This window comes from uncultured Blautia sp., assembly GCF_902497045.1.
Classification (GTDB): Bacteria; Bacillota; Clostridia; order Lachnospirales; family Lachnospiraceae; genus Blautia_A.
Genome location: NZ_CABVDF010000068.1, coordinates 1 through 12,529, shown reverse-complemented (window position 1 = coordinate 12,529; position 12,529 = coordinate 1). Strand labels below are relative to the sequence as shown.

Here is a 12,529-nt window from a genome sequence, read left to right as displayed (position 1 = left end):
GAATGGTATCTTAACTTTTTTACGGATAAAGCCAGCTGCTGTCTAATTTTGCAAGCAGTCTTGCATTATGGTATGCCATTTTAAGAGTCAGACAGGTACGGCCCAAATACTTCTTCCCATCTGCCGTTTTCACACAGGCAAGTGCCAGGTCCGCCTTTCCCGGTGTCTGAAGACAAACCGGTATCAACAGCTGGATTCCATGATTATAATACTGAGGAACCGCTGTACGGTAATCGGCCTCCAGCATATGCTTTGTCTGGCGAAGAGCTCCGTCAAACAGCTGTACGCGCATTCTGCTTGTCCGCACATTTTCCGGAAGTCTCTGTACGTTTTCTTCCTCATCAAAAATATGTTCATACTGGGGAACAATATCCAATTTAGTATCAAAAACCAGTTCTGCAGGCTCTTTCGCATACTGTGCCCGTTCCGGAAGCCCGGTAATCCCGGATTTCAGAAGGTAATATTCTGTATAGAAGCCTTCCAGAAACCATTTCTGGCGTCCAGGAATCAGATTATGAACAAAAAATGCATACACCGGCTGATAATAGTCATTAAAAAGTCCTGTATTAAAGATTGCATATTCTTCTGTTTCCTGTACCTTTCCTTCTTCATAAACACGCTGAAACGTATGCTCCAGGTAGCCTTTTAAAATCCCGTTGTCATCACCATCCCCAAAGCTCCATTTCTCTGGAACCATATGGGAAAGATTCCGAATATGCCGGTTATAATTTCCGCAATAAGTGAAATCAAATAAATTCATATTATCCTCCTGTCTGAAAATGGTTCTCTTTGCGTAAAAAGATCTTTTATATATTTTATTACAAAAATCTTCAGACAGAACGATTCCAAATGTTTTCTTGGGGGATCTTATTTCAACAGCTGGTGCATGGCACGGATAAACTCTGGAGTTGTTCCGCAGCATCCTCCCATTATAGATGCTCCGTTCTCTGCCAGAACTTTCATATGTCCGGCAAATTCCTCCGGTAACATGCTGTAAACCGCATTCCCCTGATCATCGATCACCGGCATTCCCGCATTCGGTTTTGCGATCACCGGAATAGAAACAGCCTCACGGATATTTCGGACCACTGATACCAGCTGATCTGGTCCCACAGAACAATTGATGCCTACCGCATCTGCCCCTGCACTTTCCAGAGCCACTGCGGCCTCCACTGCATTTCCGCCGCTGAAAATGCTTCCGTCTGCCTCCACCGTCATGGTACACATGATCGGAAGCTGGCAGACTGCATTTGCCGCATCTACTGCTGCCAGCGTTTCCTCAATATTGATCATGGTCTCTGCCGCCAGAAGATCCACTCCCGCTTCTTGCAGTATCTGTATCTGCTCTTTGTACATCTCAAAGGCATCCTCGTAAGTATACTCTCCCTCTGCTGTAACAAATTGCCCGGATGTAGTGATATCTCCTGCCACAAAAACTCTTTCTCCTGCCACTTCTCTGGAATAGGAAACCAGCGTATGATTGATCTCCACAATACGATCCTCCAGACCATGCTGCTGAAGATTTCTGCGATTGCCTCCAAATGTAGGCGCATAAATCACCTGGCTCCCCGCTTCAATATAAGCTCTCTGAAGGTTTTGGATAATCTCCTTATGCTCCATAACCCACAACTCCGTACAAATGCCCCGCGGCATCCCCTGAGCCATCAGATTGGAACCTGTGGCACCATCCAGAATAAGAACCTTCTCTGTCAGCTCCCGAAATTCTTTTTTGGTCATAATATTCTCCTCTCAGTATTTATGTGGATTATCATAGCACATCATCAGAATTTTTCCCACAGAAAATTTCTGTTTGTAAGGGTGGATGAATATGATTTTGTATCTGTAAAGGACATGCAGGAGTCAGAGAAATCTGCCACAGAAGCTGGTTCGCGATTTGGAAAGTTCTATGTTTCTGCTTCTTTGCAAAATACACTTCCTCTGGTGCGGAACCGCAGAGTACACCTATGTCCGCCATCCTGCGGCTAGCAGCCAGATTCAGCCGGAAGGAGTTCTGTTTTGGTGTTGTCTACTTTCAGATGCAAAGAGGAAACGGCATCGTCTGTAGAGAACAAAAAACATAAATCCGCCCCCACAACCAGAAATTTATTTGACTTTGATTGCTTTCTCCGGGCACATTTCCTGACAGCAGAAACACCGGATACATTTCTTATAGTCATACACCGGCGGATGTTCTCGTCCGTCCCGAAATTCTACTGCTTTTCCCGGCACCGGGCAGCTTTTTACACAGATTCCGCAGCGGATACATTTCTCAGCTTCAATATATGGCTTCTTCTGAAAAATATTCAAAGCTTTTGCCATTTTTTCCCAGATTCCATGCTTCATAACTCTCCGGTCTACATGAAACTCCGGATTTCCATATTTCCGTACCGCCTCTTCCATGGAAATTCTCCCATCCGGAGTAAGTATTTCAATCTCCTCTTTTTTCCAGGTTCCAAGTCCCATCTTTTCTCCATGATAATTAGTCGGAACCATCTGAGGCTTCAGATGTACCAGATGACAGAACACACTGTCCAGAGCCACCGGATCTGTGGAAAGCAGCATCACTCCCATGTCTACAGGATCACCGGAGCCGGGACCGTTTCCTTCCATTGCTGTGATGCCGTCCATAACATACAGCCTCGGTCTTACACACTGGTTCAGATCTACCAGCATTCGGGCAAAGCTGTCCGCACTTGGATAAAGTGTATGTCCTTTTGCTTTATAAAAACCATATACAAATCCATAACTGTTTTTCACTGCTCCTGTAATTCGTTCCAGAGCATGTGTTTTCATCTTACACAGTGAAATCACACAATCCTGCTCCAGAAGCTCCCTGCTGAGCATAAATTCCTTTGCCTGGCTTCCCTCCGGATAGAGTTTCTTTATCCCTTCAGAAAAATCCACAGCCGGTATCTGGAATTCATCCAGGTACCGATCCATACCGGTTCCTGCTATTACCTTTCTGGTGGTTCCATGTCCGCAGGAATCTGCAAGGATCACATTTTTACAGCCATATTCTTTTAGAATACGTGCAAACATACCAACTACCGCCGGATGCGTGATCACAGCTTTTTCCACTTCTGCTTTTTTCAGAAGATTCGGTTTCAGAAGAATTTTCTCTTCTTTTTTTACAAGCGTCTCCAGGCCTCCCAGAAGTTCCAGACCTTTTTTTAAACCTTCATAAACAAGTTCTTCCCTGTAAGAACTACAGGGAAGAAGTATCACTTTGCTTTTTTGTTTCTGCATAAATCTATCCTCATTTCACACTGAGATCCGTTTCTCTCAGAGCCTTCCGCACCGGAAGGATACAGGCAGGAACAACCGACAGAAAATCCACACCCATACGCAGGAATGTTTCTGTAAGCCCGGTATCTGCTGCAATTTCTCCACAGATCCCGACTTTTTTTCCTTCTGCATGACCAGCCTCTACCACCATCTGTATCATTCGCAGAATGGCCGGATGATGATCATCATACTTTTTTTTCAGCAGGGGATTCTGCCTGTCCATGGCAAGGGTATACTGTGTCAGATCATTAGTACCGATACTGAGAAAATCCACTCTTTTGGCCAGTTCCCGGCTGATCATCACGGCTGCCGGGGTTTCGATCATAATACTTGTCTGTATATCACGGAAAGGAATTTCCTTTTCTGTAAGACCTTCTTTCACTTCACAGACCAGTGCCTCAATCTCATCCATTTCGGCTTCTGAAGCCACCATAGGGTACATCACTGCAAGATTGCCATAGGCACTTGCACGGTAAATTGCCCGGAGCTGAGCCTTAAACATCCGCTTACGATCCAGGCACAGGCGTATGCCTCTGTTTCCCATGATCGGATTTGCCTCCTCCGGAATATCCAGATAAGAGGCCTGCTTATCTGCTCCCAGATCTGCAGTACGTATCACAGCAAGCCTGTCGCCCATGGTCTCTGCAAGTTTTTTATATGCACGGAAAAGTTCATTTTCTCTGGGATAATTTTCTCTTCCCAAATACTGAAATTCACTCCTCAAAAGACCGATTCCAGAAGCACCGTAATAAAGTACATTATTCAGGTCACTCATATTTCCGATATTGGCATAAAGACCAACTTTTCTTCCATCTACCGTCTCATCTGCCTGATTTTTTAATTTCAGAAGTTCTTCTTTTTCTTTTTTGTCAGCTTCAAAACGAATTCTGTACTCTTTCTTTGTCTCCTGATCCGGATCCAGATACAGAGTACCCGTATAACCGTCCACAATAGCCATATGTCCGTCCCATTCGTCATGAGCTTCTATGTCTACCAGAGAAGGAATCTCCATTGTTTTTGCAACAATGGACGTATGAGATACTGCAGACCCATGGTGCATAACCACAGCCAGCAGCTTGTCTTTATCCATCTCCATAATCTCTGTAGGCGCAAGCGATTCCGACACGACGATCACCGGATTCTCTCCGAGATTGATCTTCACACATGCGCCTCCCAGTATCTGTATCAGCCTTCCGGAAACCTCCTGAATATCCTGGATTCTTCTGCGTATTACAGGCTCTTCCAGATTTCGGAAGGTTTCTGTTACTTCATCCCTGTTTGTCATAACAGCATAGGCAGCATTTACCTTCTCCGAAGAAATACAGCTTTCAATAGCTTTCTGATAGCTTTCTGATCTCAGAAGACGTATCTGTCCCAGAAAAATATTCGCTGCCTGTTCATTAATCTGTCGATTTTCCTCATAAAGCCTCTCCAGAGTACAGATAATCTGCCGTCTCGCTTCATGAAAGTCCTGGATTTCCTTTTTTATATTGCTCACCAGACACTGACGTATCTGATACTCGCCTCTGCTGTAATATAAAATCTTACCGATGGCAATTCCCGAAAAGGTTGCAGTACCTTTGTAAATTTCCATCCTGTACCCCCTTTGTCCTGTCAGTCGCAGGCAGCCTTGAATTCTGTCCAGTTCTTGTTGTACTGTTCCTCTGCTTCTGCACTTACATTCTGCACGATCTCGCCTTTTTTCACAGAATCCGGAACGACCAGATCCGGATTTACCAGCTCATCTGCCGCTTTATTTGTACTGTAATAGCCGATAAAATCAGTGCACTGTGCCGCCACTTCCGGCTGAAGAATATAATCCATAAACTGATATGCTGCCTCTTTATTCGGCGCCTGGCTTGGAATAAACATTCCCATAATGCCAAATCCCAGCCCTTCCTCCGGATAAACCACCTCAAGTTCCGGATATTCTGCAAGGGCAGCTGTCACCTGTGAGGTATAAAGAAAGCCCACACTTGCCTCTCCGTTCAAAAGGGCATTCTGTGTATTATCATCCTGGATCAGACGAACATTAGGAGCCAGCTCCAGAAGTTTTTCTCCTGTCTTTTTAATTGATTCTACATCCTCTTCATTCATGCTCTTTCCAAGCATCAGGTTTGTAATGCCATTGATCACACGATAATTCGCCACCAGAGCAATGCTGTCCTCCAGAGACGGATCCCAGAGATCCGCATAACCTTTAATCTCAATATCCACCATTTCCGGATCATAAACAATCAGAGGGATACCCGCTCCATAAGGTATCGTATATTCATTATCCGGGTCATAAAACTGTCCCTGATAAAGGGAATTAATGTTCTCAAATCCTGTCAGCTTTGACTGGTCCAGTTTTTCTGCAAGACCTTCCTGAACTACATTTTCAATAATATAATCATCGGCGATCACAATATCATAGTCACCGCCTTTTGCCATAGACAGTTTTTCAAACATAGTTTCATCTGTATCAAAGTTGGAATACACGATCTTAATTCCTGTTTCCTTCTCAAATCCGTCCAGCACTTCCTGAGGAAACATATTTTCCCAGGTAAAAAGCACCAGTTCTTTTTCACTGTCTGCACTGACTGGTACCGCTGCAGTAACAGAAAGTGCTGCACATAATGCAATAACAATTGATTTCTTCATAGTGTCCTCCTCTTTATGCAATATTAAACTGTACTATTTTAGTATAGCCTATTTTTTCTTTATTGAAAAGAGTCTGTTTTTTCTTTTTAATAATCTGCCTGTCAGATGATAAACTGCAAAAACTCCAATCGTAAAGACCAGCATTAAAGTACATAAGGCATTAATCTCCGGTGTCACTCCTGTTTTCAGCTGCGTATACACCTTGACTGGAAGCGTGGATATCCTGGGTCCGTTGACAAAAATACTGATCACCACATCATCCATGGACATGGCAAACGCCAGAAGTGATCCCGATACTACAGCCGGCATGATCAGAGGAAGTGTGATATCCCAGAATGCCTGAAAACTTCCCGCCCCCAGATCTCTGGCAGCTTCCTCCAGAGAAGGATCCATTCCTGCCAGCCGGGCCTTTACCTGCATCAGAATATACGGTACACAAAAAACCGTATGTCCCAGAAGCAGTGTCAGCATTCCAAAAGGAATATTCAGCAAATAGAAAAATGCCATCAGTACCATTCCCAAGATAATTTCCGGGATCATCAGAGGCAGGATGGAAATATATTCCAGCGCTCCCTTGGTCTTCCAGTGGATTCTGGCCAGACCTACCGCTCCCAGAGTTCCGATCACCGCCGCTACAAGGCAGCTTGACACACCAAGGATCAGACTGTTTCCAAGAGCCTCGATCATAGCACTGTCACCCAGCAGTTCCTGATACCATTTCAGCGAAAAACCGGTAAAACGTACAGGAAGCTTGGACTCATTAAAGGAGAAAATAATCACCACTGCCACCGGAAGATACATAAGGAAAAAGATGATCCCCATGTACAGGCTGGAAAATTTTGAATTCTTTTTCATCCGATTCCCTCCAGTTCCTTTACATTTGTAATTTTACGGTACAGACCGATCATCAGCGAAGTAAGGAGCATCAGTACCACGGCAAGTGCTGCCGCAAAAGGCCAGTTGCTTCCTCTGGTCATCTGTTCCTGGATCAGACTTCCTACCAGAACAATCTTATTTCCTCCCAGAATGTCCGCGATAAAAAACAGACCCATGGAAGGAATAAAAGTCAGGATCACACCTGAAAGAAGCCCTGGAAGAGTCAGCTTAAAGGACACTGTCCAGAAAGCTTTTATCTTTCCTGCCCCAAGATCTCGGGCCGCTTCCACAAGAGACCAGTCCAGCTTTTCTGCACTGGAATATACAGAAAGGATCATAAATGGAAGCAGCACATACACCATTCCCACCACAATGGCCGGATAGCTGTAGAGAAGCTTCAGCGGCTTATCAATAATCCCCAGAGTTTTCAGCACATGGTTCAGGATGCCGCGGTTCTGGAGAATGATGATCCATCCATAAAGCCGGATCAGAGAATTGATCCAGAAAGGCAGCATCAAAAGGAGCATGGCTTTCTTTTTCCAGCTTTCAGACATCTTTGCCATAAAATATCCAAATGGATATCCTAATATACAGATAATGATCGTACTGGTCAGGGCAAGCTGAAAAGATTCCCGAAAAGTCTGCAGGTATACAGGATCCAGGATTTTTTTATAGTTTTCCAGAGTCATGTTCCACTCTACTGACGAACCACTTCCCGGCTGTGCAAAACTTAAGGCTACCATATAAATAAGAGGCCCCGCCACAAACACAAGTGTAAAAAAATAAAGAGGAAGGATCATCCATACGGAAGAACTGTGTTTTTTTATTTTAGTCCTGCTCATTCTTTTCCTCCCCGGGTCTGTCTACAAAAACAGCATCCTCCGGTGCAAAGCAGACACTTACTGTCTGTCCCTGTTCCACTTTTGCATCTATTCCATAACGGCTGGCTACCAGTTCTGATCCGTCTGCCAGTTTGAGAACCACACGAAGCTGTCCTGCTGCAAAGCTTTTTTCTTCCACTTTTGCCTGCAGTCCACAGGAGCATTCTTCCTGAATCCGGATATTTTCACTTCGTACTGCAAGTGTTACGGATTCCCCTGCTCGGATGACATCATCTTCACAGGCTGCTTCCATATGCCCTCCGGCGATGGCTACTGTTACCTTTCCATCCTTCGTGCTCTCTGCCTTTCCTTTCAAAATATTTGCATTTCCAACAAAAGTAGCAACATAGCTTGTTCTGGGATGATTATAAATCTCATCCGGCGTTCCGATCTGCTCAAAGGTTCCATGATTCATCACTGCAATCCTGTCAGACATGTTGATGGCTTCTTCCTGGTCATGGGTAATATAAATAAAGGTAATGCCCAGCTTTTTCTGAAGTCTTTTCAGCTCGGTCTGCATGGCGCGGCGGAGCTGGAGATCCAGTGCACCTAAAGGCTCATCCAGAAGAAGTACCTGTGGATTATTGATCAGGGCCCGTGCAATGGCCACTCTCTGCTTCTGTCCCCCGGAAAGCTCTGAAGGCTTTCTTTTTTCGTATCCGGGAAGCTGCACCAGCTCCAGCATTTCCGTTACTTTTCTGCGAATTTCAGCCTTGGGGACCTTTTTTAATTTCAGTCCGTATCCTATATTATCTGCTACATTCATATGAGGAAAAAGCGCATAATTCTGAAATACAGTGTTAACATCTCTGTCCTCAGGATTCAGACTGGTTACATCCCTGCCATCAAGAAAAACCTGTCCTGCATCCGGCTGTTCCAGTCCTGCGATAATGCGCAGAGTTGTTGTCTTTCCACATCCGGATGAACCCAGTAACGTAATAAATTCTCCTTTTCCGATTGAAAGACTGATACCTTTCAGTACCTCTTCCTCATCAGAAAATCCTTTTCTGATATTTTTTAATTCCAAACAAATCTCTGTCATATTTCTGTTTCTGTACTGCCTCCTCGTCTGGCTGCATTCCAGCCTCTGTATTCTTACATTTGTTTTTCAATATACTCTATATAGGTCTGTTTGTCAAAAACCGCAGTAAAACTTTCCTTTATTTTTTTTGCCTCTTCTCCGTTTTTCCGCAAAAGTCGATAGATTGTCAATGCCATCAGCTTCGCTGGAAGAATATATGCCTTTTCCTTATCTGTGATATAAAAATCCTCACCATGAAGTCTTCCTTCAAATCCCCTGAATGTAAAATTGATCACCGGAAACAACTGTGTCAGATCTCCCACATCAGTACAGGCATTGTTAAAATCTCCCGGCTGCACGTTTCTGTAAACAAGACCCAGTTCCTCTGCAGCCTCAACCAAAACCGTATCTGCCATTCTTGGACGGATGGGCATATATCCCGGAAGATTTTCTCTTTCGATCTTTCCTCCAAAAGCATAGGCAGCTCCGTCATAAGCACGATCCACCATCCGGCGGATTTCCTGAATTCTTTCCAGAGAGGACGCACGGATTTTTGTCTCCACTACAGCCTCATCCGGCACACTGTTTACCACATCTCCTGCTTTCCGTATGACATTGTGAAGGCGTACATGATCCTCCTCCCGAAAGGTCTCCCGCATCAGTCCCATCATCTGTATGGCGCTGCTTGTAATACTCAGGGCATTAATTCCATTCCAGGGATCAATGGCTGCATGAGCCGCCTTTCCCCTGACGGTGACCCTTTCTGCATCAAACCCGTTGCAGGCAGGATTTCCCAGATAAAAGTCCTCTTTTACATCTACCATATGTACATGAGTAGTCATCACCAGATCCGTATGGTCAAAAACCCCTGTACGGATCATCTCACTTTTTCCGGAGCCAAAACGGATTCCCTTTTCTCTTAAAGCGGCTCTTTTATCTGCATCTATGTATTCCTCTGCCGGCACTGCCAGAAAGGTCAGAGAACCTGAAATCTCTCCTCTTATCTCCGGATCTGAAAATGCAATGGCTGCTCCTGCCATAACCGCCATCTGTGCATGATGGCCGCAGGCATGAGCCACTCCTGTATGAGGATCTGCCTTCGGATGGCTTTGACAGCCGATAGCATCCATTTCTCCAATGACTGTTACATTTGGATATCCGGAATTCTTCCTGCCTGCTCCCCCTGACTTCTGTGTATCCCGTTTTTCCCAGGAAGCCTTTACCCCAGTAAGGGCTATATCCTCCTCTACCTGATATCCTGTTTTTCTCAGAAATTCCGCAGTTTTGCAGGCAGTACGAAACTCCTGAAATCCTGGTTCCGGATGATTTTCTATATCCTCTGCAAAAGCAATGATCTCTTCTCTGTGTGCTTCGATCATTGCAATGATCTTTTTTTCTATTGCATCCATAACTAAAGCTCCTTTACCGGATTCATCATATCACAATTCACGGCTATTGAAAATAAAAAGAAAATACAGACATCTTATATAGCTGCATACTTGCAAAGTGTTTTTCATTTATCAAGAAAATTATAATGCACTGTATTTCTTTCCTGGTAAGTAAAAAGGAGTTTCAAAAACCTGAACAACGACAGGCTCCTGAAACTCCCTTCTCCTATAAAAGCTGGAAAAGGGACTTGAACCCTCGACCCCTTCATTACGAGTGAAGTGCTCTACCGACTGAGCTATTCCAGCTTGTGTTTGACACACAAAATATTATACTCGCTTTTCAAAAAAAAGCAAGAAGATTTTTTATTTCTTTATACCGCCGTTTTCTTCTGTGCGGCTATTTTCTTTTCCGAAGCAGTTTTCTTTCCTGCCGGCTTTTCACGGGAGTTTGACAGTTGAATATTAGAAAAATACCTTGCAGGCCTTATAAAACCTGCTTTTTTTATGTCAAATTTTCCGTTTTTATATGTACTTGTTTGCAATAGTGTGTTATAATAAAAGAAAAGGAGTCTTTTCTAATCATGTATATTGCACTTACAGGTAGTGAAAACAATAAAGATGTGTATATTTATCATTCTTTCCGCAAGGAAAATGGCAAGTCCTCATCTCGTATTTATAAAAAACTCGGAAAATATAACACACTTTTAGAACAATTCGATGGTGACAGAGATAAGATGATGGCATGGGCAAGAGAGCAGGCTGATAAAGAGACAAAACTCTATAAAGAAGCTACTGGAAAGATTTCTGTAGAGTTTTCAAAAGCTACTTGCATTCCGATGAATGAACGCCGTTCTTTCAATGTTGGATATCTCTTTTTACAAGAACTTTGTACACAACTTCGTATAGATAAGATTTGTAGAACAATCAAAGAGCGCCACAAATATAAATACAATCTACAAACAATCCTGACCGATTTAGTTTATGCACGAATCCTATCGCCTTCTAGCAAGCTGGCCAGCTATGACTATTGTCAAACACTGTTAGAGCCACCTAAATACAGTCTACAGGACGTTTACCGCTCTCTTTCTGTGATTGCAGAGGAATCGGATTTTATTCAAAGTGAACTTTACAAGAATTCTAACTTCCTTCATCCAAGAAATAATCGTATCCTCTATTACGATTGCACAAACTACTATTTCGAAATTGAAGAGGAAAGCGATTCCAAGCGTTATGGTAAAAGTAAGGAAAACCGTCCGAATCCAATTGTAACTATGGGATTATTTATGGATGCTGATGGTATTCCTCTTGCTTTTGATGTTTATCCAGGAAATCAAAACGAACAGACAACATTAAAGCCTTTAGAATCAAAAATTCTCCAGGACTTTAACTGCAGTGAATTCATCTATTGTTCTGATTCCGGACTTGGAAGTGCTGCAAACAGAAGATTTAACAGTCTTGGAAACCGGGCATACATCATCACTCATTCTCTTAAAAAGATGAAGAAAGAAGATCGTGAAATTGCTCTGAATCCTACGCAGTTTCGTAAAGTCGGTAGCACAAAATCCATAGATCTGAGTACACTTGATGAAACTGATGAAGAAGTTTATAACACTGTTTATTACAAAGAAGTTCCTGTGGTTACAGGAAACATGGATGAAACTCTGATTGTTACTTATTCTCCAAAATATAAAGCATACCAAAGAAGAATTCGTGACCGCCAAATCGAACGTGCTGAAAAGATCATCAACACACCTGGGCGTAAACGAAAAGGAAAAAATCAGAATGATCCAATGCGTTTTGTAAAGAAGACTTCCGTAACGCCAGATGGAGAAATCGCTGATAAACAAGTATATGATATTGATGAAGAACAGATTCAAAAAGAAGAAATGTATGATGGTTTTTATGCTGTTATTACAAATCTGGAAGGTGATGTCTCTGAAATCATACGGATCAACAAACAGCGTTGGGAAATAGAAGAAAACTTTAGAATTATGAAAACCGAATTTGAAGCTAGACCAGTCTATGTACGAAGAGAGGATCGAATAAAAGCTCATTTCATGACCTGCTATATCAGTCTTCTTCTTTATCGGTTATTAGAAAAGAAACTTGGAGATGCTTATACGGTCAGTCAGATACTTGGGACATTACGTTCTATGCAAATGACACTACTAAATACAGCAAGTGGTTATATTCCTTCCTACACAAGAACAGAATTAACTGATTCTCTGCACAAAACATTTGGCTTTAGAACGGATTATGAATTCATTACAAAAGCCTCCATGCGAACAATTATTAAAGAAACGAAACAGATTAAGTCAAAAAAATCATAATATAGCACATATCGTTACGAAAAGGAAAACGGCTACAGAGCCCATGTTTAAAGGGCACTGAAAAAGTCTGATTCTAAAAAAGAATTGGGCTTTTTTATTATTTCC

At 43.0% G+C, this 12,529-nt stretch carries 10 protein-coding genes and 1 tRNA gene; 1 reads left to right on the top strand and 10 read right to left on the bottom strand.

All coding sequences use genetic code 11. From position 1 onward, the window contains the following. Positions 1-19 precede the first annotated feature (19 nt). The 10 genes from RDS42_RS06865 to RDS42_RS06820 all read right to left on the bottom strand — a co-directional run bounded on the left by RDS42_RS06865 (position 20) and on the right by RDS42_RS06820 (position 10,400). Positions 20-760, bottom strand: a complete 741-nt coding sequence (locus RDS42_RS06865; RefSeq protein ID WP_308782981.1) for a DUF3825 domain-containing protein — start codon at positions 758-760, stop codon at positions 20-22. 107 nt (positions 761-867) lie between these two features. Beyond that, positions 868-1,737: a homocysteine S-methyltransferase family protein gene (locus RDS42_RS06860; RefSeq protein WP_308782980.1), complete on the bottom strand. Its 870-nt coding sequence runs from the start codon at positions 1,735-1,737 to the stop codon at positions 868-870. Positions 1,738-2,103: 366 nt separating this feature from the next. Beyond that, complete coding sequence (locus RDS42_RS06855) at positions 2,104-3,246, bottom strand: DUF362 domain-containing protein (RefSeq protein WP_308782979.1); 1,143 nt, start codon at positions 3,244-3,246, stop codon at positions 2,104-2,106. Positions 3,247-3,256: 10 nt separating this feature from the next. Further along, complete coding sequence (ptsP, locus tag RDS42_RS06850) at positions 3,257-4,879, bottom strand: phosphoenolpyruvate--protein phosphotransferase (RefSeq protein ID WP_308782978.1); 1,623 nt, start codon at positions 4,877-4,879, stop codon at positions 3,257-3,259. 20 nt (positions 4,880-4,899) lie between these two features. Then, positions 4,900-5,928 (bottom strand): spermidine/putrescine ABC transporter substrate-binding protein, encoded by a 1,029-nt coding sequence (locus RDS42_RS06845; protein WP_308782977.1) that lies wholly within the window; start codon positions 5,926-5,928, stop codon positions 4,900-4,902. A 48-nt stretch (positions 5,929-5,976) separates the two neighbouring features. After that, positions 5,977-6,783 carry an ABC transporter permease gene (locus RDS42_RS06840; RefSeq protein WP_308782976.1) on the bottom strand — a complete coding sequence of 269 codons (807 nt, stop codon included), beginning with the start codon at positions 6,781-6,783 and terminating at the stop codon, positions 5,977-5,979. Beyond that, positions 6,780-7,646: an ABC transporter permease gene (locus tag RDS42_RS06835; protein WP_308782975.1), complete on the bottom strand. Its 867-nt coding sequence runs from the start codon at positions 7,644-7,646 to the stop codon at positions 6,780-6,782. Before RDS42_RS06835 ends, RDS42_RS06840 begins: the two co-directional genes overlap by 4 nt. After that, on the bottom strand, positions 7,633-8,727 hold the full coding sequence (locus RDS42_RS06830) for an ABC transporter ATP-binding protein (protein WP_308782974.1): 1,095 nt from the start codon (positions 8,725-8,727) through the stop codon (positions 7,633-7,635). The genes RDS42_RS06835 and RDS42_RS06830 overlap by 14 nt, the downstream gene beginning before the upstream one ends. Before the next feature lie 53 nt (positions 8,728-8,780). Further along, a complete protein-coding gene (locus RDS42_RS06825; RefSeq protein ID WP_308782973.1) occupies positions 8,781-10,115 on the bottom strand; it encodes an amidohydrolase in 1,335 nt (444 codons plus the stop codon). A gap of 212 nt (positions 10,116-10,327) precedes the next feature. Then, positions 10,328-10,400, bottom strand: a tRNA-Thr gene (locus RDS42_RS06820). A 275-nt stretch (positions 10,401-10,675) separates the two neighbouring features. On the opposite strand from RDS42_RS06820, the gene RDS42_RS06815 reads away from it, so the two are divergent. Next, positions 10,676-12,424, top strand: a complete 1,749-nt coding sequence (locus RDS42_RS06815; protein WP_308782972.1) for an IS1634 family transposase — start codon at positions 10,676-10,678, stop codon at positions 12,422-12,424. Positions 12,425-12,529: the final 105 nt, after the last annotated feature.

Coding starts and splice junctions, on each gene's coding strand:
- RDS42_RS06825 (WP_308782973.1), bottom strand. CDS start 10,115: ATGGATGCAATAGAAAAAAAGATCATTGCAATGATCGAAGCACACAGA.
- RDS42_RS06835 (WP_308782975.1), bottom strand. CDS start 7,646: ATGAGCAGGACTAAAATAAAAAAACACAGTTCTTCCGTATGGATGATC.
- RDS42_RS06865 (WP_308782981.1), bottom strand. CDS start 760: ATGAATTTATTTGATTTCACTTATTGCGGAAATTATAACCGGCATATT.
- RDS42_RS06855 (WP_308782979.1), bottom strand. CDS start 3,246: ATGCAGAAACAAAAAAGCAAAGTGATACTTCTTCCCTGTAGTTCTTAC.
- RDS42_RS06815 (WP_308782972.1), top strand. CDS start 10,676: ATGTATATTGCACTTACAGGTAGTGAAAACAATAAAGATGTGTATATT.
- RDS42_RS06845 (WP_308782977.1), bottom strand. CDS start 5,928: ATGAAGAAATCAATTGTTATTGCATTATGTGCAGCACTTTCTGTTACT.
- ptsP (WP_308782978.1), bottom strand. CDS start 4,879: ATGGAAATTTACAAAGGTACTGCAACCTTTTCGGGAATTGCCATCGGT.
- RDS42_RS06840 (WP_308782976.1), bottom strand. CDS start 6,783: ATGAAAAAGAATTCAAAATTTTCCAGCCTGTACATGGGGATCATCTTT.
- RDS42_RS06860 (WP_308782980.1), bottom strand. CDS start 1,737: ATGACCAAAAAAGAATTTCGGGAGCTGACAGAGAAGGTTCTTATTCTG.
- RDS42_RS06830 (WP_308782974.1), bottom strand. CDS start 8,727: ATGACAGAGATTTGTTTGGAATTAAAAAATATCAGAAAAGGATTTTCT.